Annotated in this window: 3 protein-coding genes; 1 reads left to right on the top strand and 2 read right to left on the bottom strand. The window is 75.7% G+C overall.

Going from position 1 to position 26,134, the window contains the following annotated elements:
* Positions 1 to 137: 137 nt before the first annotated feature.
* On the top strand, positions 138 to 632 hold the full coding sequence (locus G6O69_RS01565; protein WP_176396563.1) for a hypothetical protein: 495 nt from the start codon (positions 138 to 140) through the stop codon (positions 630 to 632).
* Here the strand turns inward: G6O69_RS01565 and G6O69_RS01560 are convergent.
* Together G6O69_RS01560 and G6O69_RS01555 are read right to left on the bottom strand one after the other, a co-directional pair.
* Entirely contained in the window at positions 604 to 12,768 is a 12,165-nt protein-coding gene (locus G6O69_RS01560; RefSeq protein ID WP_172301749.1) for a type I polyketide synthase, read from the bottom strand. The two genes, G6O69_RS01565 and G6O69_RS01560, sit on opposite strands and share 29 nt — an antisense overlap.
* Positions 12,761 to 25,810: a type I polyketide synthase gene (locus tag G6O69_RS01555; RefSeq protein WP_172301748.1), complete on the bottom strand. Its 13,050-nt coding sequence runs from the start codon at positions 25,808 to 25,810 to the stop codon at positions 12,761 to 12,763. Before G6O69_RS01555 ends, G6O69_RS01560 begins: the two co-directional genes overlap by 8 nt.
* Positions 25,811 to 26,134 lie beyond the last annotated feature (324 nt).

Here is a 26,134-nt window from a genome sequence, read left to right as displayed (position 1 = left end):
GCAAAGAGCGCACTCGCGCCGATCGTCCGCTCCTGGGGCGGGCGCTCCCCAGGCTGAACGCTGGCCCTTGCGGTCGACCCCGGGATGCGGGAAAACTCGGGTACGGGAGGTCGGGTTCACTGGCCCCGCACCACGCCATGACCGAGCAACGGGGAGTCCATCATATCCAGGTTGGCAAGGGCTACGTGTCGACCGATATGAGCTTTTTCCCCATCGTCCCCCTGTGGTGGGCGGGCGAGATGAGCCCCAAGCTCTTCGACGAGTGGTGGGCGTATCGCGACCGCGAGATGCTCGGTCGCGTGCCGGCCGTGGTCCTGGTCCACGACATCAACGACATCAACCCGGTCACGCCGACGACCCGAAAGTACCTGGCCGACCTCGCCAAGAAGGACGCGCCGATTCAAGCGGGCGAGACCTTCAGCATCGTCACGGTCGCGTCCCCGGTGTTGCGTGGCGTGATGACGGCGGTCACCTGGATGGCGGGTGACAGGTTCCCCGTGGAATTCGTGCCCAGCGTGCGCGACGGCTTCAAGGCCGCGATCCGACACTACAAAAAGCGCGGCATCGAGGAGTACCCGATCGTCGACGCGTCGGACTACGTGATCAAGAAGAACCCCAACGCGAAGCTGTAGCTGCGGCGATCATCCGCAGGGTCTCGTCGGCTTCGGCGGCGCTGGGGAAGGTCGCCAGCGCCCGGCTCGCGCGGGCGGTGGACAGCGGCGGGAGGGCGGCGATGGTCGACAAGAAGCGAGGCAGAGGCGCGAGCTCGACCGCGCCGGCGTCGATGAGCTGGTCGAGGCGCGCGCGCCAGGCCGCGGGGGAGAGCAGCTCGCAGCGGCCTGGCTGCCCGCCGGGCGACTCGCTCGGGGACTCTCCCAATAATTGGGCGAAGCGCTCGGGGCTGTAGGCGCAGGGCTGGGCGGTGTGCAAGATCCCCACGCCGACGGTGGGGTCGAGGGCGGCCTCGACGGCCATCTCGGCGACGCGATCGACGGGGGTGAGGTCGAGGCCGAGGGAGAGCGCGGGGACGGCCCGCAGGCGCGCGCAGGCGCTGAGGTAGCGCGACTCGATCTGGGCGTCGTTGGGCCGCTGACTGCGGCGCGCGGCCGAGATGAAGGCGGGGCGGAGGACGACGGTGTCGAGGCCCAGGGCGGCCGCGCGCAGGACCAGGCGCTCGCCGACGAACTTGGACAGGGAGTAGCCCTGGGTGGTGAGCGGGGCGTCGGCGCGGGCGCTCTCGGTCAGCTCGCCGGCGGCGTCGAGGTCCGTGGCGGCGCCGATCGAGGACACGTAGGCCAGGCGCGTGGGTCGGCCGCGGCGGGCGAGGGCGAGGACCCGGAGGGCGCCGAGCACGTTGCTCTGGCGTAGGGCCGCGTAGGGTTGGAGCCAGTCGACGCGGGCGCCGACGGCGAGGATCAGGTCGACGCAGGCGGCGAGCTCGTCGAAGCGCGCGCCGCCGAGGCCGAGGTGCTCGTGCTCGAGGTCGCCCAGGTGGAGGCGGACGCGGTCTTGGTTGGCGCGCAGGAGCTCGGGCGCGAGGCCCCAGCGCTCGAAGGCGGCGAGCAGGCGGCGCTCGGCGTCGCCGGGGCTGGCCGCGCGGACGAGCAGGTGCAAGCTCGGCCCCGAGGTCGACTCGAGCAGCCTGGCGAGGACGTGGGCGCCGAGGAAGCCGGTCGCGCCGGTGAGCAGCACGTGCTCGAAAGGCGCGCCCGGGGCCCTGGTGGCGAAGGGCTCGTCGGGGAGCAGCTCGAGGTCGGCTCGCCAGCGCTCGGGCGAGGTCGAGGTCGAGGCTGTCGAGGTTGTCGTGGCCGTCGAGACTGTGGGGGAGCCGGGCGCCTGGGCGAGGGCGCGGGCGAGGGCCGCGACGGTGGGGTGCTCGAAGAGCAGCGAGGTCGGGAGCTCGCGGCCGAGGCGACGGTGGAGGCGGTTGAGCAGCTCGAGGCCGAGCAGGCTGTCGACGCCCAGGGCCGTGAAGGGCTGGTCGAGGTCGAGGGGCTCGTCGGCCTCGCCGTGTCGCAGCACCCGGGTCAGGGCGGCGGTGATCACCGGGCGCAGGGCGGCCGCGCGGGCGCTGGGGTCGTCGAGCTCGGTGAGGCTGCGGCGCAGCGCGAGGTCCTCGGCGGTCGCGGGGGCCGGCTCAGCCGGCTCAGCCGGATCAGGGTTGCTGCTCGAGAGCCCGGCGAGCAGGGGCGCGAGCGAGGGCCTGTGGGTGATCTCGGGGGCCGCGTCGCGCCAGCGCCGGAGATCCATGGGGCAGGGCGCGAGGTAGGCGTGGCCCGAGGCGAGGGCGCGGGCGAAGAGCTCGACGCCCTCGCCGGGGCGCAGGGGGATCGGCCCGCGCGCGCGCAGCTGATCGAGGCGGGCAGGCTGGGCGGCCATGCCGACCTCGGCGAAGGCGCCCCAGCCCAGGGAGAGGGCCGCCAGGCCGTCGCGCCGGCGCAGCTGGGCGAGGCTGTCGAGGAAGGCATTGGCGGCGCAGTAGCTGGTCTGCCCGGGGTTGCCGAGCAAGGCGGCGACGGAGCTGTAGAGCACGAAGAAGTCGAGGGGGCGGTCGCGGGTCAGGGCGTGGAGGTTCCAGGCGCCCTCGACCTTGGGGGAGAACACGCGCAGGAGGTCGGCCGGGCGCAGCTGGGTGAGGGGGGCGTCGGCGAGCACGCCGGCGGCGTGGACGACCCCGGCCAGGGGGCGCGCGTCGGGCAAGGCGGCGAGGAGCTCGGCGAGGGCGTCGCGATCGCTGACGTCGGCCGCCGCCAGGGTCAGCGCCGTGCCGCGCTCGCGCATGGCCGCCAAGATCGGCTCGGCGGCCGCGTCGGGGCTGCCGCGGCGGCTGACCAGGACCAGGTGGCCCGCGCCGGCCTCGGACATCCAGCTGGCCAAAGAGAGTCCGAGGCCGCCCAGGCCGCCGGTGATCAGGTAGCTGGCGTCTGGGCGCAGCGGGAGGGCGGAGGCGCCTGCGCTCGGCAAGCTCAGGGTCTCGACGCGGGCGGCGAAGAGCGCGGCGTCGCGCAGGGCGAGCTGGTCCTCGCGGGTGTCGGCGAGCAGGAGGTCGACGAGGCGCCCGAGCTGGGCCTCGTCGCGCGCCGCCTCGCCCAGGTCCACGCGCAGCGTGTCGAGGGCGGGGTGCTCGGCCGAGAGAGCCGCGCCCAGACCCCAGGCGAGGGCCTGCTCGGGGCGGGAGAGGTCGTCGCGCGTGACGGCCTGGGCGGCGCGCGTGAGCAGGGTGAGGCGAGGGGGCTCGCCCGGGCGGGAGACGAGGGCCTGGGCGAGGTGGAGGGCGCCGCGCCAGGCGTCCGTGCTCGCGGAGGCGCGGGGGTCTCGGGGCTCGAGGCGGGCCGCGTCGAGGCCCCAGCTAGCGATGACCCCCCGGGGCGCGGCGAGCTCCGCCGAGTCGCCCGGGGAGAGGGCGCTGGCGAGGGCGTCGGCGATGGCCTGGGGGTCGCCGGGGTCGAGGTGGGCGACCTCGAGGCCGGCGCCCCGGTCCGCGAAGCGCTCGCGCATGGCGGCGGCGAGGGCCCGATCGTCGGGGCCACAGCACAGCAGCCAGCGCTGGCTCGAGGGGCGGGCCGGCGGCGGCGGGGCGAGGGCCTCCCAGCGCAGCGTCAGCGGGGTGTCGAGGCTGATGACGTTCGCCCGCGGCGGCGAGAAGGGGGCGACGCGCAGGCCCGCGAGGTGGAGGAGGACGCGGCCGCTGGGGTCCCAGCAGGTCAGGTTGCCCGTCGGCAGCCCACCCTTGGCGCGGGCGGGGGAGAGCGTGACGCCGCACCAGACCGTCCGGGGCAGCGGCTGGCCGTGAAAGACGACGCGCTCGATGCCCACGGGGACCAGCGGCCTGGGGTCGGCCTCGCGCCCCGGGAGCAAGAGCACGAGGCCGACGTGGAAGCAGACGTCGACGATGGCCGGGTGGGCGAAGAAGGCGGCGGGGTCGAGGTCTGCGGGGAGCTCGACGCGGCCGAGGGCGCGGGCATCGTCCGGGCTGGTCCACAGCGCGCGCAGGCCGTGGAAGGCGGGGCCATAGCCGAGGCCGAGGGCGGCGAAGCGTTCGAGCAGGGCCTCGGGTTGGGCGGGCGCGGTGCACTGGGCCTCGAACTCGGCGAGCGCGGGGGTGTCGGTGCGCTCGCGCTCGCTCTCGCCGGAGGCCGGGGCGAGGGTGGCGGCGGCCAGGAGCTGCCAGCGCTCTCCCACCGCCTGGGCGAAGCGCAAGCGCTCACCTCCGTGGCCGTCGCCCGCCTCGCTGCGGCCGCCGGTGAGCGCGACCTGGACGCGGACCGAGCCGGCCTCGGGCAGGATCAGGGGGCGCTCGAAGCTGACGTCGCGCAGCGTGAAGGGGTCGGCCCCCCTGCGCTCGCGGGCCGCGTTGGCGGCCATCTCGAGGTAGCCCGCGGCCGGGAACACGATCGCCGCGCCGACCCGGTGATCCGCGAGCCAGGGCAGCCGCCGCGTCTCGAGCTCGCGCTCCCAAAACAGCGCGTCCTCGGGGAAGGACATGCGGTAGGGCCGACCCATGAAGAGGTGGCCGTCGGCGGGCGGGCGCCGGTCGGCGGCGGGCCGTGGGGCGCTCGCGGGCGCGGGCACATCGAGCCAGTAGCGCCGGCGCTGAAAGGGGTAGGTGGGCAGCGCGAGGGTCTCGGGCGCGGGGAGGCCAAATGCCCCTGCGAAGCCCTCGCCCCAGTCGAGGGCGAGGCCGTGGGCGTGGAGCTGGCCGAGGGCCTCGACGATGGACTCGGCCTCGTCTTGCCCGCGGCGCAGGCTGGGGATGACCGTCAGCGCGGGCTGGCAGCTTTGGGCCACGGGCGTGAGGGCCGGGTGGGGGCCGAGCTCGACGGCGAGGTCGGCGAGCTCGGCGAGGGTGTGCACGCCCGCGAAGAAGCGGACGGGGGCGCGGACGAGCTCGACCCAGTAGTCGACGCTGCGCAGCTGGGCCGCGGTCGCGAGCGCGCCGCTTTGGCTGGAGACGATCGGGATCGTCGCGGCCCGGCGCTCGACGGAGGCGACGAGCTCGCGAAACTCGGCGAGCATCGGATCCATGCGCTGGGAGTGAAAGGCGTGGCTGACCGCGAGGCGGCGGTGCTTGCGACCGATGGCCTCGAAGTGGGCCGCGATGGCCAGGGCGGGCTGCTCGTCGCCGGAGATGACCGTGGACATGGGCGCGTTGAGAGCGGCGATGTCGACCCCGGGGTGATCGGCGAGCAGCGGGCGCAGCTCGGCCTCGCTGGCCTGGATCGAGATCATCGCGCCGCCGGGGGGCAGGGCCTGCATCAGGCGGCCGCGGGCGGCGACGAGGGTGGCGGCGTCCTCGAGCGAGAACACGCCGGCGACGTGGGCGGCGACGAGCTCACCCAGGGAGTGGCCGAGGAGCGCGGCGGGGGTCGGGCCCAGGGACGCGAACAGCCGATGGAGCGCGCGCTCGATGGCGAAGAGGGCGGGCTGGGCGTAGGCGGTCTGGTGGAGCTTGGCGGCGCCAGGGTGCTCGGGGTCGGCGAAGATCAGCGCGCGCAGGTCGAGGTCGAGGTGGGGGGCGAAGGCCTGGCAGGCCTCGTCGAGGGCGGCGGCGAAGATCGGGCTGCGGCCCGCGAGCGCGCGGCCCATGGCGTGTCGCTGGGCGCCCTGGCCAGTGAAGAGCAAGGCGAGCTCGGGCGCGCCGCGGGCCGTGCGGGGCTCGAGCTCGCTGGGATCGTCGAGGCGCGCGAGGAGCTGCTCGCGGGCGCTCGCGACGATCACCGCCCGGCGATCGAGCTGGGCCCGCGTGGTCAGCAGCGAGTGGGCGAGGTCGGCGAGGGGGAGCTCGGGGTCGGCGGCGAGCCGGGCACGCAGCCGAGCGGCCTGCTCGCGCAAGCCGGCGTCGCTGCGTGCGGACAGCACGAAGGCCAGGGGGACGCGCGGCGCTGGGTCTTTGTCTGGGTCTTTGTCGGGCTCCGCGGCGCGCTCGCGGGCAGGCGCGGGCGGTGCCTGCTCGAGGATCACGTGGGCGTTGGTGCCCGAGATGCCAAAGGAAGACACGGCGGCGCGGCGCGGCCGGGCGGTCTGCGGCCAGGGGCGGGCGCGGTCGAGCAGCGCCACGCCCCCGCCACGCCACTCGATCTGGCTCGAGGGGGTCTCGGCGTGGAGGCTGCGCGGGAGCAGGCCGTGCTCGACGGCCAGCGCGGCCTTGATGATCCCCGCGACCCCGGCGGCGGCCTGGGCGTGGCCGATGTTCGACTTGATCGAGCCCAGCCACAGCGGCGCGTCGTCGCTGTGCGCCCGGCCGTAGGTGGCCTGGAGGGCCTGGGCCTCGATGGGGTCGCCGAGGGCGGTGCCGGTGCCGTGGGCCTCGACGAGATCGACCTCGCCGGGCTCGAGGGCGGCGTCGGCCAGCGCGGCTTGGATCACGCGCTGCTGCGCCGGGCCCTTGGGCGCGGTCAGACCCTGGCTGCGCCCGTCTTGGTTGATGGCCGAGCCGCGCACGATCGCGACGACCGGGTGGCCGTTGGCGCGGGCGTCGGACAGGCGCTCGAGCACGAGCAGGCCGGCGCCCTCGCCCCAGGCCACGCCGTCGGCCTGCTCCGAGAAGGGCTTGCAGCGCCCGTCGGGGGCCAGGCCGCGCTGGCGGCTGAACTCGATGAAGGGCGCCGGGGTGGCCATGACCGTGGCGCCGCCGGCGAGGGCGAGGTCGCACTCGCGGCGCTGGAGGGCGCGCGCGGCCAGGTGCAGGCTGACCAGCGAGCTCGAGCAGGCGGTGTCGATGGTCAGCGCCGGGCCCTCGAGGCCGAGGGTGTAGGCGATGCGCCCCGAGGCCACGGAGGGCGCGCTGCCCAGGCCCAGGTGACCCTCGCGGGCCGCGCTGTCGGCGGGGAAGCGCCCCGCGTAGTCGGCGTACATGATGCCCACGAACACGCCGGTGGCCGAGCCGCGCAGGCTGTCCGGGGCGATGCGCGCGCGCTCGAGGGACTCCCAGGCGAGCTCGAGGAGCAGGCGCTGCTGGGGATCGATGGCCGCGGCCTCGCGCGGGCTGACGCCGAAGAGCGCGGGGTCGAAGTCGGCGGCGTCGTGGACGAAGCCCCCGCGCCGGGTCAGGGACTTGCCGAGCGCGGCGGGGTCGGGGTCGTAGAGGTCCTCGGGCCAGCCGCGGTCTTCGGGGAAGGCGGAGCTGAGGTCGCGGCCGTCGAGGAGCAGCTGCCACAGCGCCTCGGGGTCGTGCGCGCCGCCGGGGTAGCGGCAGGCCATGGCGACCAGGGCGATGGGCTCTCGCGCGGCGCCGGGGGCCTCGCGCGCGGGCGGGGCGGGGGAGGTTGCTGGCGTCGGGGCCTCGGGCTCGATGCGCGCGAGCAGGGCGTCGACCAGGGCCTCGACGCTGGGGTGATCGAAGAGCAAGGTCGCGGGCAGGCGCGCGGGGACGAGGCGCTGAAGCTGGTTGCGCAGCTCGACGGCCATGAGCGAGTCGAGGCCGAGGTCCTGGAGCGGGCGCGCGGGGGCGAGCTGCTCCGCGGAGGCGCCGAGGACCGCGGCGGCCTCGCGGCGGACGCGGGCGAGGAGCTGGCGGCGGCGCTCGGGGGCGGGCAGCGAGGCGAGGGCGCTGTCGCCGGTCGAGGGCTCGGGCGCGCTGGGGATGGGCGCGGGGGCGGGGACCAGCGCGCGGAGCAGAGGCTGGAGGGCGTCGCCGCGCGAAGCGAGGGCGCGAAGATCGAAGCGGACCGGGACCAGGGTCGCCTCGGGCCGGCGCAGGGCGGCGTCGAGGCAGGCCAGGCCGTCCTCGGGCCGCAGCGGCACGAGGCCCTGGCGAGCGAGGCGGGCCTTGGCCTGGTCGCCGAGGCGCGCGGCCATGCCCGCCTCGGCCCAGGGTCCCCAGGCCAGGCTGGTGGCGGGCAGATCGAGGGCGCGACGCTGGGCACACAGCGCGTCGACGAAGGCGTTGGCGGCCGCGTAGTTGGCCTGGGCGGCCGCGCCGAGGGTGCCGGCGATGGACGAGAAGGCGACGAAGTGGCTGAGCGGGCGCGCGCGCGAGAGGGCGTCGAGGTGGGCGAGGGCGTCGACCTTGGGGGCGAAGGTGGCGGCCAGGCGCTGGGGATCGAGATCGGGGATCAGGCCGTCGTCGAGCGCGCCAGCGGCGTGGATGATCGCGCTCAGGGGGTGCTCGGCGGGGGCGCTGTCGAGCAGCGCGGCCACGGCCTCGCGGGAGCTCAGGTCACAGGCGAGCAGTTCGACGCGGGCGCCGAGGCCCTCGAGCGTGGCCTGGAGCGCGGCGGCCCCCGGCGCCTCGGGGCCGCGCCGCGAGCTGAGCAGCAGGTGGCGGACGCCGCAGTGCTCGACGAGGTGGCGGGCGACGAGCGCCCCGAGGCCACCGGTGGCGCCGGTGATCAGCACGGTGCCGCGCGGGTCGAGGGGCTGGGCGGTCTTCGTGCTCGTGCTCCCTGCGGCGGCCGGAGCGGGGTCGGCCGGAGCGGGGTCGGCCGGAGCGGGGTCGGCCGGCACGAGGCGAGGCGCGAGCAGGTCGCCCCCGCGGACCGCGAGCTGGCCGTCGTCGCTGGCCAGGGCGCGCTCGAGCAGGGCGGGATCGGGCGCGTCGGTGTCGACGTCGACGAGCTGGAGATGGCGCGCTGGGGCCTCGGCCTGGGCGGCGCGGACCAGCCCCCAAAGCGGCGCGTGGGCGAGGTCGTCGACGCCCTCGCTGGCCGCGGCCGTGTCCGCGGCGACGGCCCGGCGGGTGAGGAAGGTGAGGCGCGTGGCGGCGGGGTCCTGGAGCGCGGCGAGGCCTTCTTCGGTGGCGCGCAGAGGGTCATCGACGCGGACACGGCCAAGGGCGCTGACGAGCAGCAGCCCGCGCGGGCCCGCGGCCTCGAGGGCGGCCGCGAGCGAGGCGTGGGTGGGGACGTCTTCCATGCCCGGGAGCGGCTCGGGGCTGGCGCCTTCGGGGGTGCCGAGCTGCCAGATCGCGTCGGGCCTGCGCGCGCGCTCGGGGGGCGCGAGGGGGCGCCAGCGGAGCAGGTAGAGGGGCGGCCTGTCCGAGTCGGTGGGGTCAGTGGGGTCGAGGCCGAAGCGCAGCGCCTCGGGGGTGGCGGGGCGCGTGCGCAGGCGAGCGGCGCCCAGCGCTTCACCTTCGCCGTTGGCGAGGCGCAGGTCGAAGCCGCCGTCCTTTGTGGGGCTCAGGCGCGCGCGCAGGTGGCTGGCGCCGGCTCGGTGCAGGCGCGCGTCCGACCACGCGAAGGGCAGCTCGACGCGCAGCTGATCGCCCTCGCCGAGCAGCAAGCTGTGCAGGACTGCGTCGAGCAGGGCGGGGTGGAGGCCGAAGCCGCCGGCGTCGAGGCCCTCGGGGAGGACGGCCTCGGCGTAGCGCTGATCGCCGCGCTGCCACGCGCGAGCGAGGCCGCGGAAGCTCGGGCCATAGCCGAGGCCGCGGGCGGCGAGGCGGGCGTAGAGGTCGTCGAGGGCGAGGGGCGTGGCGTCGCTGGGTGGCCACTGGGCAAGCTCGGGGCGCGGCCTTGGCTCGTCGCCCGCGGCCCGCATCGGCGCGAGGGTGCCGGCGGCGAAGCGGACCCAGCCGTCCTGGCCGCGGGCGTGCAGGCTCAGGGCGCGGCGGCCCGCGGCGTCCGGGGCCGCGACGCCGAGCTCGAGATTGCAGCCGCGTTGGCCGAGGACGAGGGGCCGCTCGAGATCGAGGGTCTCGATCATCAGGGGGGCGCCCGCGCGCGCCTCGAGCTGCGCGGCCGCGAAGGCGGCGAGGTCGAGGAGCGCCGCGCCGGGCAAGACCACGCGCTCGAAGACGCGGTGATCCGCCAGCCAGGGCGCGCTGGCGAGATCGAGGTGGGCCGTGAACAGCAGGCCGCCGTCGGGGCGCTCGAGGGCGGCGCCGAGCAGCGGGTGGGCGCAGCGCTGGAGCCCGACCTCGCCGAGGGCGAGGTGGCCTCGCGCCGCGCCGGCGCGGGCGTCGAGCCAGTAGCGCTGGCGCGAGAAGGCGTAGGTGGGCAGCGCGATGGCGGTGGCTTTGGCCGAGTGGGGCGCAAACAGGGCGTCCCAGTCGAGGCGCAGGCCGTGGGCGTGGAGCCGACCGATGGCCTCGGCGATGGTCTCGGGCTCCGAGCGAGCGCGGCGCAGGCTGGGGATGAGGGTCGGCGGAGGCGGAGCTGGTGTCGTCTCGGGCTTGGGCTCGGGCTCGGGCTCGGGTTGGGCGAGGGCCCCGGTGGCCATGGGGATCAGCGCCGGGTGCGGCCCGAGCTCGACGACCACGGTGGCGTGCTCGGCCAGGGTGCGCACGCCGCTGAAGAAGCGGACGGGGGCGCGGACGAGCTCGACCCAGTAGTCGACGCTGCGCAGCTGCTCGCTGCTCGCGAGCTGGCCGCTGAGGTTGGAGACGATCGGGATCGTCGCGGGCCGACGCTCGACCGAGGCGACGACCCGGCGAAAGTCGGCGAGCATCGGATCCATGTGCCGCGAGTGAAAGGCGTGGCTGACCTCGAGGTGTCGGACCTTGCGGGCCCTGGCCACGAAGCGCTCGGCGATGTTGCGCACCGGGCCCTCGTCGCCGGAGATCACCAGCGCCGCGGGCCCGTTGATGCCGGCGACGTCGACCCCGGGGTGCTCGGCGAGGATCGGGCGCAGCTCCGCCTCGCTGGCCTGGATGAAGGCCATGGCGCCGCCTCGGGGCAGGGCCTGCATCAGCCGGCCGCGGGCGGCGACGAGCTGCGCGGCGTCCTCGAGGGAGAACACGCCGGCGACGTGGGCGGCGACGAGCTCGCCCAGAGAGTGGCCGAGGAGGATGGCAGGGGTCAGGCCGAGGGACGCGAACAGCCGATGGAGCGCGCGCTCGATGGCGAAGAGGGCGGGCTGGGCGTAGGCGGTCTGGTGGAGCTTGGCGGCGCCAGGGTGCTCGGGGTCGGCGAAGATCAGCGCGCGCAGGTCGAGGTCGAGGTGGGGGGCGAAGGCCTGGCAGGCCTCGTCGAGGGCGGCGGCGAAGATCGGGCTGTGGGCCGCGAGCGCGCGGCCCATGGCGTGTCGCTGGGCGCCCTGGCCGGTGAAGAGCAGGCCGAGCTTGGCGCGGGGGCGGGCGAGGGTGCTCGCGGAGCTCAGCCCTGCGTCGAGGTTGTCGGCGAGGGCGAGCAGGCGCTCGCGGGCCTGGCCGCGATCCCGGGCGACGACGAAGGCGCGGTGGGAGAAGGCCGAGCGCGTGGTTGCGAGGGAGAAGGCGAGATCGATGACGGCCTGATTGGCCTGATCGGCCTGATTGGCCTGATCACTTGGCGCGGACAGGGCGTCGGCGAGGCGGCGGGCTTGGCCGGCGAGGGCGGCCTCGCTGCGCGCCGACAACACCAGGGGGAGGGCCGGGGTCGGGGCTGCTTCAGCGTCAGCGGGAGAGGGCTCCCGCGTGGGGTTCACGGTCGCGTCGGCGCTCGGCGCTGGCGGGGGCTCCTCGAGGATCACGTGGGCGTTGGTCCCCGACAGGCTGAAGGCCGACACGCCCGCTCGCCGCGGGCCGGCTGCGGCGCGCGGCCACGGCTCGGCGCGGGTCAGCGGGCGCAGCGGCGTGCCGGCCAGGGGCAGCCGCGGGTTTGGGGTCCGCAGGTGCAGGTTCGCCGGCAGCCGCTGGTGCTGCATGGCGAGGATCACCTTGGTCAGCCCGGCGACGCCGGCCGCGGCCTCGAGGTGGCCGATGTTTGTCTTCACGGCGCCGAGCCAAAGGGGCGGGCGCTGGCCCTCGCCCTGGCTGGCGAACACGCCGCGGATCGCCTCGACCTCGATGGGGTCGCCCAGGGCCGTGCCCGTGCCGTGGCACTCGAGATAGGCGATGTCCTCGGGCCGGAGCGCGGCGTCGGCCAGGGCGTCGCGGAGCAGGGCCTGCTGCGAGAGCACGTTGGGCGCGGTCAGGCCGGTGGAGCGCCCGTCCTGGTTGACGGCGCTGCCGCGGACGATGGCGAGGATCGGGTGACCCTTGGCGCGGGCATCGGACAGGCGCTCGAGCACGAGCACGCCGCAGCCCTCGCCGCGCACGAAGCCGTCGGCGGAGATGTCGAAGGTCTTGCAGCGCCCGCCGGGGGACAGGGCCTTGCTCGGGGTGAGCGCGGTCGAGGACTCCTCCGAGGCGATCACGTTGACGCCGCCGGCGAGGGCGAGGCTCGACTCGCCCCGGCGCAAGCTGGCGCAGGCGAGGTGCACGGTGACCAGCGAGCTCGAGCAGGCCGTGTCCAGGGTGATCGCCGGGCCGTGGAGGCCGAGCACGTAGCTGAGCCGGCCGGCGGTGGCGCTGGCCATGTTGCCGGTGAGCGCGTAGGCGTCGCGCTCGCGCGCCGGCTCGCCGATCACCCGCCGGCCGTAGTCGGCGGTGCTCTGGCCCATGAACACGGCGGTCGCCGAGCCCACGAGGGTCGCGGGCACGATGCCGGCGCGCTCGAGGGCCTCCCAGGCGACCTCGAGGGTCAGGCGCTGCTGGGGGTCGAGGCTCGTGGCCTCGCGCGGGCTGATGCCGAAGAAGGCGGGGTCGAAGCCCTCGATCCACGCCTGGTCGAGGAGCCCCGCCCAGCGCGGGACGTCCTCGGGCCAGCTGCGCAGGGCTCGGCTGTCGGGGATCTCGCGGATCCGGTCCTCGCGGCCGTCGAGCACCCGCCAGAAGGCCTCGGGCGTGTCGGCGCCGGGGAAGCGGCAGGCGAGGCCGACGACGGCGATCGCCTCGCTGGCCGCGCTGTTCGTCTCGGGCTCGCCGGCCGCGGCGAGCTGGGCCTCGAGCTCGGCGATGCGGGCCTTGGCGCGGCGGAGGGCCAAGGCGGCGCGGGCGAGGGTCTGCTTGTCTTTATCCGCCTCACTCACCGAGCATGTCCTCTAGATCCGAGAGCTCGTCGGCGAGGAGCGCCGCGACGTCGTCCTTCGAGAGCGCGTCGAGGTCCTCGAGAGGAGCGTCTTGGTCTGCGGAGGAGGAGGAGGAGGAGGAGGAGGAGGAGGAGGAGGAGGGCTGGTCTGCCGTGCCCGCGGCTTGGTCCGTGTCTGCGAGCCGCTCGGCGAGGTGCCGGGCCATGGTCGCAGCCGTGGGGTAGGTCCAGATCGCCGTCGAGGGCAGGGCCTGGCCGGTGGTCGCCTCGACGCGGTTGCGCAGCTCGATGCCCATGAGACTGTCGACGCCGAGGCTGGCGAAGGGCGCGTCGGCGTCGATGCTCGCGGGGTCCATGCGCAGGACCTGGCCGGTCAGCTCGAGCACGTGGAGCACGAGCAGCTCCTCGGCCTCGGCGGGGGTCGCCGCCCGCAGGCGCGCGGCGAGCTCGGCCCCGGCGTCGGCGCTGGCCGAGCGCGCCCGCGGCTGGGCGAGGAGCTCCGCCAAGAACGGCCACGACGCGGCCTCGAGGTAGTAGTCGGTCCACTCGTGGGCGTCGAAGGGGCAGGGCGCGGCGAGGCTGCGATCGCTGCGGGCGAAGGTCGCGAAGGCGCTCAGGGTTTCCTCGGGCTGGAGGGGCTCGAGGCCGCGGCCGGCCAGGCGGGCGCCTCGCCTGTCGTCGGCGGCGGCCAGGCCGAGGGCGGCGACGGGCCCCCAGGCCAGCGAGAGCGCGGGCAGGCCGAGCGCGCGGCGGTGGCCGGCGAGGGCGTCCAAGAAGGCGTTGGCGGCTGCGTAGTTGCCCTGGCCGGGGGAGCCGAGCAGCGCGGCCGCGGAGCCGTAGAGCACGAAGAAGTCGAGCTCGCGTGCGGCGGTGAGCTGGTGGAGGTTCCAGGCGCCGACGACCTTGGGCCGCAGGACGCGGGCGAAGCGGTCCTCGTCGAGGTCGCGGAGCAGGCCGTCGTCGAGGACCCCGGCGGCGTGGACGACCCCGCCGAGGGGCAGGGTCTCGGGGATCTCGGCCAGGGCGGCCGCGAGCGCGGGCTGATCGGCGACGTCGCAGGCGAGCGCGCGGACCTGGGCGCCGGCGGCCTCCATGGCAACGATGGCCTCGCGCTGGTCCGCGCTCGTGACCCCCCGGCGACCGAGGAGCACCAGGTAGCTCGCGCCGCGCTCGGCCATCCAGCGCGCGAGGGTGAGGCCGAGGCCGCCGAGGCCGCCGGTGATCAGGTAGCTGCGCCCCGGCTGGATCAGCGCGCGGTCGCTGGCGAGGGGCGTGGAGATCGGCAGCGGCGCCTGCTCGACGCGCAGCGCCAGCTTGGTGCTGGCGTTGGCGTTGGCGCTGGCGTTGGTTGGTTGGGTGAGCGCCGCGATGGCCGCGCGGGCGGAGGCGAGCGGCTGGGTGTGCAGGGGCAGCTCGGCGAGCTCGCCGGCGCGCAGCCGAGCCATGGTCGCGTCGAGCAGCGCGGCCACCCGCGCCGGATCGCGGAGCAGCCCAGCGAGCTCGAAGCGCACGTAGCCGACCCCCGCGGCGATGGCCGAGCGCAGGGCGGGGCGCAGGGCGGGGTTGTCTTCGCCGTCCCGGCTGCTCGCGCTCGGGGGCGCGCCGAGCTCGACGAGGCGCCCGCCGGGGCGCAGCTGGGCCAGGGCCTCGCCCAGCCGGGGGCCGTCGAGCTCGGCGCCGACGAGCAGGTCGACGCCGGCGGTGGCGGGGCGAGCCCAGGCCGCGAGCTTGGCGGAGAAGTCGGGGGCGCGGGGATCCGCGATCCGTGCCTGGTCGAGGCCGCGCTCGCGCAGCCAGGTGGCCGTGGTGTCGTCGGTGTCGGCGGGCAGGGCCGCGAACACCTCGGCGCCAGCGCGCGTGGCCGCGTCGATCAGCGCGAGGTCGACGGCGTCGAAGCAAGGGTAGACGAGCACGCGCTCACCCGGGCGCAGGCGGGCGAGCTGCTCGACGATGTAGCAGGCGCGCAGGTGGGCGGGGAGGGTGGCCGCGCGGGCGCTGTCGATGTCCTCGGGGATGGGCGCGCAGGCGAGGGCGGGGGCGCGGACGTGCGAGCCCAAGCTGCCCTCGGCGAGGGCGAGGACCCGCTGGCCGGGGGCGAGCCGGCTGGGCTGTGTGCTCGAGTCGCCGGGCTCGCTCGAGTCGCTGGCTTCGACGCGGCCGACACACTCGAGGCCCAGGCCGCGCGGCTCGGCGCCCGCGGGCGCGAGCCCTGGATCGTCTCGGCTCAGGCCGGCGAGCTCGACCGCGATCACGACCTCGGTCGGGTCGTCGCCGTGGGCGGCCGCGCGGACGAAGCGGAGCGCGCCGCCCTCGTCCGCGGGGCTGCGCTCGAGGCGGTAGGGCGGCCCGCCGTGGACGACTCGGCGCGTGGCCGGCGGGGGCAGGGCCTCGCGCTGGAGCCTCGGCACCCACGCCTGGTCACCGCGCAGGGCGAGCTCGGACTCGGGGCTGTCGCTCAGGGCGGCGCGGGCCAGGGCCTCGAGCTCGGCGGTGGAGCCCTGGGCGAGGTCGACCCGCAGGGGACGCAGGCGCGGATGCTCGGCGCGCACGCTCCCGCCCAGGCCCCACAGCAGCGCCTGCTCGGGGCGCAGGGGATCGCCAGGGCGCAGGGCCACGGCGCGCTCGCTGACCACGACCAGGCGCGGCGGATCTCGGCGGGTCTCGTCGCTCACGGCCTGGATCAGCCGCAGGGCGGGGGCCCACAGCGCGCGGCCACCGGTAGCGAGGCGCTCGGGCTCTGCGCTGGCCGCATGGCTGGGCCCGCGCAGATCGATGACGCCACGCAGCGCGTCGAGGTCAGCGCGCACGCCAGCGTCCAGGCCAGCGTCGAGCTCGACCTGGGCACCGAGGGCACGCATGGCCGCGGCCAGGGTCTGGGCGCGCCGCGCTTCGCCGCCGAGGATCAGCCAACGGCCAGGCTCCTCGGTGGTGCTCGGGGCAAAAGTGGAGAGCGCGGCGGGGATCCAGCGGATCCCGAGCAGGCCGTCGGCGAGGCGCGGGCTGAGGTCTGCTGCCTGCTCCGCGCCGGCCTGGGTCGCGGACAGGGGGGCGACGGTGAGGCCTGCGATCTCGACGAGGAGCTCGCCGGCCTCGCTCCAGATCCGCAAGTCGCTGGTCGGCAGCTCCCCCGAGCCAGCCTCGGTCGTGGCGAGGCGAGCCTCGCACCACAGCGGCCCGGCCGGGAGCGCGGCCCAGCTGCGCACGCTGGCCATGGCCGTGGGCACGAAGGTCCCCGGCCTGTCCGCGCGGCGAGGATCGAGGAGCGCGGCCGCGGCGACCTGAAGGCAGGCGTCGAGGAGCGCGGGGTGAGCCAGGTAGGGCGCGGCCGCCCCAGCGGACGCGGGCAGCCGGAGCCGGGCGAGGGCGCGGCCGTCCTCGACGCGCAGGCGATCGATGCCCTGGAAGGCGGGGCCGTACTCGAGGCCGATGGCGTGCAGGCGAGCGTAGAGCCCGGCGGGATCGTGGCCGTCGCGCTCGAGCTGGGCGAGGCGGGGGTCGGCGGCGGCCCGTTCGCGCGCGCTGGCGTCGTCCGGGGCGAGCAGGCGCGCCGTGGCCTGGGCGAGGAGCTGCCAGTCGTCGGCGACAGCCTGGCAGATCCGCAGCTGCCAGCGCCCTGGCCCGGTCGCGCTGGCGGTGGTCTGGATCTGCGCGTCCTCGCCCTCGCGCAGGACCAGGGCGCGGCTGAGCTCGAGCTGCTCGAGGGCGACGTCCTCGCCGCCCTCGGCGAGCTCGCTGGCCGCGGCGAGGAGGACCTCCACGAAGCCCGCGCCCGGGAACAGGCAGGCCTGCGCGACGCGGTGATCCGCGAGCCAGGGGGCGCGCGCGAGGGAGAGCGCGCCCTCCCACAGCCGGGGCAGCTGCGGGCTCGACAGGCGCAAGCTCGCGCCCAGCAGCGGCCGCCCGCTCGCGGCGAGGCGGAGCTGTCCGCCCTGATCGCTTGGCTGATCGCTGGCCGCGGGCCAAAAGCGCTGGCGCGAGAAGGGGTAGGTGGGCAGGTCGACGAGCGCCGGCTGCTCGTCGGCCCACAGCGCGCGCCAGTCGAGCTCGCGGCCGTGGACGTGGAGCTCGGCCAATGAGGTGAGCGCGCGGGCGAGGCTGCCCTCGCCGCGGCGCAGGCTGGGCACGCTGAGCGCCGCCGCGCCGGAGGCCGCGAACAGCCCGGCGAGGGCCACCGGCATGACCGGGTGCGGGCTGAGCTCCACGAAGAATGTGTGGCCGTCCTCGAGCAGAGCCGCGGTCGCCTCGGCGAAGCGCACGCGCTGGCGAAGGTTGCGATACCAGTACGCGGCGTCGAGCGTGGCGCCGTCGACGAGCGTGGCGTCGACGGTGGACAGCATCGGGACGCTCGCGGCCCGCGGGCGCAGGTCGGCCAGGGCCTCGAGCAAGGGCGCGCGCAACGGCTCGATGTGCGCGCAGTGAGAGGCGTAGTCGACCTTGACCTGGCGGGCGAAGATCCCCTCGCGCTCGAGGGCGGCGACGAGCTCGGCGATGGCCTCGGGGTCGCCGGCGGCGACCGAGGCGGCCGGCCCGTTGTCGACGGCGACGGCCAGGCGATCCCCCCACGCGGCGGCGCGCTCGGCCAGGGCCGCGGCGTCGAGGGAGACCGCCGCCATGGCCCCGCTGCCCGCGAGCTCGGCGATCACGCGGCTGCGCAGGGCGACGACCTTGGCCGCGTCCTCGAGGCTCAGCGCGCCGGCGACACAGGCCGCGGCGATCTCTCCTTGCGAGTGACCGACGACCGCGTCGGGCTCGACCCCCAAGCTGCGCCACAGCGCGGCGAGGCTGACCATCATGGCGAAGAGCACGGGCTGGACGACGTCGACGCGCTCGAGGCTCGGCGCCTCCGGGGCCTCGCGCAGGACCTCGAGCAAAGACCAGTCGGTGTGCGGGGCGAGGGCGCGGGCGCAGGCCTCGATGGACTCGCGGAACACGGGGGCGTGCGCGAGCAGGTCCCGGGCCATGGCCGGCCACTGGCTGCCCTGGCCGGGGAAGACGAACACCAGCTTGCCAAAGAGCCGGGCCGAGGCGCTGACGTAGCCCGGGGCGGGGGTGCCCTCGGCGAGGGCGGCGAGGCTGGTCGAGGCGCTGGCGAGGCTGTCGGCGACGACCACGGCGCGCTGGCCGAGCTGGGCGCGGGTCTCGACCAGGGAGCGCGCGAGGTCGAGGGGACGCAGCTCGGGGTTGGCGTCGAGGTGCGCGCGCAGCTGGGTGGCCTGCTCGCGCAGGCCAGCGTCGTCGTGGGCCGAGAGGCAAAGCGCGAAGGCCCCGGGGGACTGTGACTGTGACTGTGACTGTGACTGTGGCTCGTGCAGGGCCGGGGCCTGCTCGAGGATCACGTGGGCGTTGGTGCCCGAGATGCCAAAGGAGGACACGGCCGCGCGGCGCGGTCGAGCGAGCTGCGGCCAGGGGCGGACGTGATCGAGCAGCGCCACGCCGCCGCCGCGCCACTCGATGTGCGCGGAGGGCTGCTCGGCGTGGAGGCTGCGCGGGAGCGTGCCGTGCTCGAGGGCCAGCACGGCCTTGATCACGCCGGCGACGCCGGCGGCCGCCTGGGCGTGGCCGATGTTCGACTTGAGCGAGCCCAGCCACAGCGGGGCGTCGTCGCCGTGGGCGCGGCCGTAGGTGGCCTGGAGGGCCTGGGCCTCGATGGGATCTCCGAGGGGGGTGCCGGTGCCGTGGGCCTCGACGAGGTCGACGTCGGCGGGCTCGAGCCTGGCGTCGGCGAGCGCGGCTTTGATCACGCGCTGCTGGGCGGGCCCGTTGGGGGCGGTCAGGCCCTGGCTGCGCCCGTCTTGGTTGATGGCCGAGCCGCGGACGATCGCGAGCACGCGGTGGCCCTTGGCGGTGGCGTCGGACAGGCGCTCGAGCACGAGCAGGCCGGCGCCCTCGGACCAGCCGGCGCCGTCGGCCTGGTCTGAGAAGGGCTTGCAGCGGCCGTCGGGGGCCAGGGTCTTGAGGCGGGAGAAGGTGAGGTAGGGGTCGAGGGTGGCGAAGACCGTGGCGCCGCCGGCGAGGGCGAGGTCGCACTCGCGGCGCTGGAGGGCGCGGGCGGCCAGGTGCAAGGTGACCAGGGAGGTGGAGCAGGCGGTGTCGACGGTGATCGCGGGGCCCTGGAGGCCGAGGGCGTAGGCGATGCGGCCGGAGGCGACGGAGTCGATGTTGCCGAGGGTTGGGTAGCCGTCCTCGGCGTGCTCGGGATCCGGGAGCAGGCGGCGATAGTCGTCGTAGCAGACGCCGACGAACACGCCGGACAGGGAGTCGCGGAGCGAGGCGGGGTCGATGCGGGCGCGCTCGAGGGACTCCCAGGCGAGCTCGAGGAGGAGGCGCTGCTGGGGATCGAGGGCGATGGCCTCGCGCGGGCTGATGCCGAAGAAGGCGGGGTCGAAGCGGTCGTGGTGATCGATGAAGCCGCCGCCGCGGGTCGCGAGGGTGCCGGGTCGGTCGGCGGCGGGATCGAAGCGGGCGTCCGCGTCCCAGCCGCGCTCGGCGGGAAAGGGGGAGATGGCGTCGACCTCGTCGACGAGGAGCTGCCACAGCTGCTCGGGTGACTCGACGTGGCCGGGGAGGCGACAGGCCATGGACACGATCGCGACGGCGTCGTCGTCGAGCTCGACGCCAGCTTCGACACCAGCTTCGAATTGGGGCAGGTGCGGGGGGACGAGGGAGAGGGCCGGGGCCTCGATCGCCGGCAGCAGGCGCTCGCGCAGGTAGTGGGCGAGCGCCACCGGCGAGGGGTGGTCGAAGAGCAAGGTCGCAGGCAGGCGCAGCTCGACGGCGCTCTGCAGCCGGTTGCGCAGCTCGACGGCCATCAGCGAGTCGAGGCCAAAGGACTGCAAGGCGCGGTCGCGGGGGACGGCGCCGGGGCTGGCGAGGCCGAGCACCAAGGCGGCCTCGCGCTGGACGATCTCGAGGATGACGCGGGTCCGCTCCTGCTCGGAGGCGCCGGCGAGGCGAGCCGCGAGGCCCTGGGCGCCGATGTCCTTGGTCGCCTTGGCGCGCCTGGGCACGGCGCGGACGAGGCCGCGGTAGACCGAGGGCAGCGCGTCACCGCGCCGGGCGAGGGCGCGCAGGTCGAGGCGGATCGGCGCGAGCGTGGGGTCGGGGTAGCGCAGGGCCGCGTCGAGGAGCGCCAGGGCCTCCTCGGCGCGCAGGGGCACGAAGCCGCGGCGCTCGAGCCGGGCCTTGTCGAGGGTCGAGAGCCGATCGGCCATGCCGGAGGTCGCCCACGGTCCCCAGGCCAGGCTGAGCGCCGGCAGGCCGAGGGCGCGGCGTTGGGCACAAAGCGCGTCGACGAAGGCGTTGGCGGCCGCGTAGTTGGCCTGGGCCGCGGCGCCGAGGGTGCCGGTGATCGACGAGAAGGCGACGAAGTGGGCGAGGGGCAGCGCGCGGCTGAGCGCGTCGAGGTGGGTGATGGCGTCGACCTTGGGGGCGAACACGGCGGCCAGGCGCTGGCGGTCGAGGTCGGGGAGCAGGCCGTCGTCGAGCACGCCGGCGGCGTGGATGATCGCGGTCAGCGGGCGCTCGGCGGGGACGCTGGCGAGCAGCGCGGCCACGGCCTCGCGCGCGCTGAGATCACAGGCGACGAACTCGACCGAGGCGCCGGCGGCCTCGAGCTCGGCCCGCAGCGCGGCGGCCCCCGGGGCCTGGGCGCCGCGGCGCGAGGCCAGCAGCAGGTGGCGCGCGCCGAAGCGCTCGGCGAGGTGCCTGGCCGTCAGCGCCCCGAGCCCGCCGGTGCCCCCGGTGATCAGCACGGTGCCCGCGGGCTCGAGGGCGCGCGGGAGCTCGAGGACGATCTTGCCGATGTGCCTGGCCTGGCTGACGAAGCGGAAGGCCTCGGGGGCGCGGCGGAGATCCCAGGTCTTGGTCGGGAGCGGCTCGAGGGCGCCGGACTCGAACAGCTCGAGCAGCGCGAGCAGCATGGCCTGGGTGCGCTCGGGGCCGGCGTCGCTGAGATCGAAGGCCTGATAGCGCACGCCGGGGTGGGCCGCGGCGACCTGCTCGGGGTCGCGGACGTCGGTCTTGCCCATCTCCAAGAAGCGCCCGCCGCGGGGCAGCAGGCGCAAGGAGGCGTCGACGAAGTCGTGGGCGAGGGCGTCGAGGACCACGTCGACGCCCTCGCCGGCCGTGGCCGCGAGGAAGTCACGCTCGAAGTCGAGGGTGCGCGAGTTGGCGATGTGCCGGTCGTCGAAGTCGAGCGCGCGCAGGGTGGGCCACTTGGGCGCGCTGCCGGTGCCGAAGACCTCGGCGCCGAGGTGGCGGGCGAGCTGGGTCGCGGCCATGCCCACGCCGCCGCTCGCCGCGTGGATCAACACGCGCTCGCCGGGCTGCAGGGCCGCGAGGTCGACGAAGGCGTAGTAGGCCGTGAGGAAGACCAGGGGGACCGAGGCGGCCTGGGTGAAGGACCAGCCCGTGGGGATCGGCGCGACCATGCGGCGATCGATGACCGCGTGGGTGGCGAAGCTCGCGCGCAGCAGGCCGAACACCGCGGCGCCCACGGGCAGGTCGGTGACGTCGTCGGCGACGGCCTCGACCACGCCGGCGCCCTCGCAGCCGAGCGGGCCGGGGTCGCCGGGGTACATGCCCAGGGCGTTGAGCACGTCGCGGAAATTGAGGCCGGCCGCGCGCACGCGCACGCGGATCTGGCCGGGGCGCAGGGGCGCGGCCAGGTCCTCGCGCGCGTCGATCAGCGCGAGGTTCTCGATCGTCCCGCGGGCCGAGGTGTGCAGGCGCCAGGCGTGGGCCTCGTGGGGAGGCAGGCGCAGATCGGGGTCGCCGGCGGGGCCGAGGCGGGGGCAGAGCAGGGCGTTGGCGCGGATGGCGAGCTGCGGCTCGCCGCTCTCGAGGGCGCGGGCCAGGGCCTCGTCGGCGCCCGGCCCCTCGAGCTCGTCGACGTCGATGATCGTCAGCGCGCGCTCGGGGAACTCGCGCTGGGCCGCGCGCATCAGCCCCCACAGCGGGGCGTGGACGAGATCGAGGGCGCTCTCGTCGTCGCCCTCGGCCCTGGGCCGCGCGAGGGGGAGCGCGCGGTGGGTGAGCAGGCTGACCCGGGCCTCGCTCAGGCGCTCATCGGCGAGCACGCGCTGGAGCGCGTCGAGGGCGGCCGCGCTGGCGTCGAGGGCCGAGCCGTGAGCGTCGTCGAAGGCGGTGATCAGCAGGTGGGCGGGGGGGCGCTCGCTGGCCAGCAGCGCGTCGAGCTCGTCGAAGCAGGGCAAGGCGGCGCCGCCGAGCACGAAGTCGGGCAGGGGCGCGTGGTCGGGGCGCCCGCTCGCGCGGGCCTGCGCGCTGCACAGGACGAGGACCCGCGAGGGCGCGGCCGTGGCCTTCGCCTGGGGCCGGCCACCCACGCCGAGCAGCGGCAGCCAGCGCAGGCGGTACAGCGAGGTGCTGCGCGGCAAGGCGTGGCGCAGATCCGCGGGCGAGGCCGGACGCATCTGCAGGTGGGCCGTCGCGCACAGCTGCCCGCCGGCGTCGGAGAGGTCGAGATCGAAGCCGCCCTCGCGCGGGCTGATGCGCACGCGCAGGGCCGCGGCCCCGGTCGCGAACAGCCTGGCGTGGGACCACACGAAGGGCAGCGAGAGCCGGGCGCCCTCGCCGGCGTCGCTGGCCTCGGCGGCCTCGAAGGCGAGCAGGTGCAAGGCGGCGTCGAGCAGCGCCGGGTGCAGGGCGAAGCCCTCGACCGACCGATCCTCGTCGAGGGCGACCTCGGCGAAGAGCTGCTCGCCGTGGCGCCAGGCTCGACGCAGCGCGCGAAAGCTCGGGCCGTAGTCGAGGCCGAGGCTCGCGAGGCGCTCGTAGAGCCCGCCCAGGGCGATGACCGTGGCCTCCGGCGGCGGCCAGATCGCCGCGGCGGCCTGGGCCCCGGAGTCCGCGTCTTCGCTGGGGACGAGCGCGCCGTGGGCGTGGCGGATCCACCCCGCCGAGCTGCGCGAGTGCAGGGCGAGCTCGCGGCGGCCGCTGGCGTCGGGGGCCTCGAGGGTCAGCTGGAGGCTGCGGCCCTGGCCCTCGCGGAGGATCAGCGGGGCGTCGAGGGCGAGCTCGTCGAGGTCGAGCTCGCCGAGGTGGGCGGCGGCGGCCAGGGCGAGGTCGAGGAAGCCCGCTCCGGGGAAGAGCGCGTGCTCGAAGACCTGGTGATCCCCAAGCCACGGCGCGCGCGAGAGCTCGAGGCGGGCGCTGAGCATCAGCCCGCCGTCGGGGAGCTCGATGGCGGCCCCGAGCAGGGGGTGCTCGCTGGCGTCGAGGCCGGCGGCCGCGAGGTCCTTGCCCGCGCGCAGCCTGCCCGCGTGGCGAGCGTCGACCCAAAAGCGCCGGTGCTGGAAGGGGTAGGTGGGGAGCTCGACGAAGCGCGGGCGCTGGGGCGCGAGCAGGGCCGACCAGTCGAGCTGAGCGCCGCGGGCGTGGATCGTGGCCGCGGCCAGGGCGAGGGACTCGGGCTCGGGGCGATCGCTGCGCAGCGCGGGGACCAGCAGCAGCGCCGAGCCCTCGCCGAGGCAGCCCGCGGCCATGGCCGTGAGCTGCGGGCGCGGGCCGAGCTCCACGCCCAGCGTGATGCCCTGGGCCTCGAGGGTGCGCACGCCGTCGAGGAAGTGGACCGGGGCGCGGACCAGCCGGACCCAGTAGTCGACGGAGGTCAGCTGCTCGGCGGTCGCGAGCTTGCCGCTGAGGTTGGAGACGATCGCCACCCGCGGCGGCTTGCGCTCGAGGCCCGCGACGACCCGGCGAAAGTCCTCGAGCATCGGCTCCATGCGCCGCGAGTGGAAGGCGTGGCTGACGGTCAGCCGCCGGGTCTTGCGGCCGAGGGACTCGAAGTGCGCCTGGAGCTGGGTGAGCTCGTCTTCGTCCCCGGACACGACCGTGGACATGGGGCCGTTGAGCCCCGCGACGTCGAGCCCGGGGTAGTTTGCGAGCACGGCCCGGAGCTCGCCCTCGGAGACCTGGAGCGAGGCCATGGCGCCGCCCCGGGGCAGGGCCTGCATCAGCCGGCCGCGGGCGGCGACCAGGGTCGCCGCGTCCGCGAGCGAGAACACGCCAGCGACGTGGGCGGCGACGAGCTCCCCGATCGAGTGGCCGAGGAGGAGGTCGGGCTCGAGGCCCCAGGACGCGAGCAGGTGGTGGAGCGCGACCTCGAAGGCGAACAGCGCCGGCTGGGTGTAGAGGGTCTGGTCGAGGTGCCCGGCGAGCGCGGAGCCGGGCTCGGCGAGCACGACCTTGGCCAAGGGCAGCTCGAGCAGGCCGTCGAAGGCGGCGCAGGTCGCCGCGAAGGCGCTGGCGAAGGCCGGGTAGCGCTCGCTCAGGGCGCGGCCCATGCCCAGGCGTTGGGCGCCCTGGCCGGTGAAGAGCAGCGCGATCCGGGGCTGGTCGCTGGCCGCGACGCTCTCGAGGCGCGTGGGGTCGGCGAGGCGCTCGAGCAGCTGCTCGCGGTCGTGGACCACGAAGGGGGCGCGGCGCTCGAGCTGGGCGCGGCGCGTGGCCAGGGTGTGGGTGAGGTCGACGGGGCGCAGCTCGGGGCGCTGGGAGAGGGCCTCGTGCAGCCGCGTGGCGAGGTCGCGCAGGGCCTCGTCGGTGCGCGCGCTGAGCACGAAGGGCAGGGGCGCGGGGGGTGCTTCGGGGGCCGGCGCCTCGGGGGCCGGCGCCTCGGGCTGTGATTCGGGGGCTGGCAGCGCCTCCTCGAGGATCAGGTGGGCGTTGGTCCCCGAGATGCCAAAGGCCGAGACCGCGGCGCGGCGCGGCGCCTCGCCGCGGGGCCACGCCCGGGCGTTCTGGAGCAGGCGGACGCCGGGGGTCCACTCGACCTGCGAGGAGGGCCGCTCCGCGTGCAGGGTCTTGGGCAGGCGCTGATGCTCGAGGGCGAGCACCATCTTGATCACCCCAGCGACGCCGGCGGCGGCCTGGGTGTGGCCGATGTTCGACTTGATCGAGCCCAGCCACAGCGGGCGCTCGCTGGGTCGCTCGACGCCATAGGTGGCGAGCAGCGCCCGAGCCTCGATGGGGTCGCCGAGCTTGGTCCCGGTGCCGTGGGCCTCGACCACGTCGATGTCCGCGGGCGCGAGCTGGGCGTCGGCGAGGGCGTCGCGGATGACCTGGCGCTGCGAGGGGCCGTTGGGCGCGGTCAAGCCCTGGCTGCGCCCGTCTTGGTTGACCGCCGAGCCGGTGATCAGCGCGAGCACGCGGTGGCCCTTGGCGCGGGCGTCGCTGAGGCGCTCGAGCACGAGCACGCCGGCGCCCTCGGACCAGCCGGCGCCGTCGGCCTCGTCGGAGAAGGACTTGCAGCGCCCGTCGGGGGACAAGGTCCGCAGCCGCGAGAACGAGAGGATCGGCTCGGGGGTCGAGAAGGCCGTCGCGCCCCCGGCCAGGGCGAGCGCACACTCGCCGCGGCGCAGGGCCTGGCAGGCGAGGTGCACGGTCACCAGCGAGGAGCTGCAGGCCGTGTCGATGGTCAGCGCGGGGCCCTGTAACCCGAGCGCGTAGGCGATCCGCCCCGAGGCCACGCTGTAGAGGTTGCCGAGGGTGCCGTAGCCGTCCTCGGCGATCTCGGCCGGCGGCAGCAGGTTGTTGTAGTCGTCGTAGCAGATGCCGACGAACACCCCGGCCTTGGTCTTGTTGAGCGCGCTCGGGACGATGCCGCCGTGCTCGAGGGCCTCCCAGCTGAGCTCGAGCAAGATGCGTTGCTGAGGATCGATGCTCGCGGCCTCGCGTGGGCTGATCTCGAAGAAGCTCGCGTCGAACTCGGCGGGGTGTTGGATGAAGCCCCCGCCGCGGGTGTAGGTGGTGCCGACGTGATCGGGGTCGGGGTGGTAGAGCGCTTCGGAGGCCCAGCCGCGGGTCTCGGGCAGGGGCGTGATCGCGTCGTCGCCAGCGTCGAGCAGGGCCCACAGCTGCTCGGGGCTCTCGACCTCGCCGGGCAGTCGGCAGGACATGCCGACGATCGCGATGGGCTCGTGCTGACGCTGCTCGATCTCGTGCAGCCGCTGCTTGGTCTGGCGGAGAGCCGAGGTCGCTCGCTCCAAATAGGCGCGCAGCTTGTGCTCGCTCTTTTGCTCGCTCACGTCGCTCATCCCGTAGCCCGCGGCGCGCGGGGGGGGCGGCCTCGGGAAAGGCCAGGATAGCCGAACCCGGGCGCGCGAAGAGCTGCGCTGAAGCTGGCGCTTGCTACACGGTGCCGATTGAAAGGGGCGGGAGCCTGGTCAGAAAATCACCCCTTCGAGTGCACTGTCGAGCATTCCGAATAGCGCGTCATCGCTCTTACTTCGTGAGCCTCTGGTGTTGTCTTCAGGCCGTTGGGCGGTGCTCCTGCGCCGAGCACTCAAACCTCACGCAAACGCCATTCGATGCCAGATTACACGGGTCTTTTGCAGAGAAAGTGATGACAA

Source organism: Pseudenhygromyxa sp. WMMC2535, from assembly GCF_011083025.2.
Note: the sequence above shows the minus strand (reverse complement) of the source record. Positions and strands in the feature narration are given on the sequence as shown.

Excerpts from the sequence above, each read along its gene's own strand:
- G6O69_RS01565 (WP_176396563.1), top strand. The coding sequence starts at position 138 with ATGACCGAGCAACGGGGAGTCCATCATATCCAGGTTGGCAAGGGCTAC.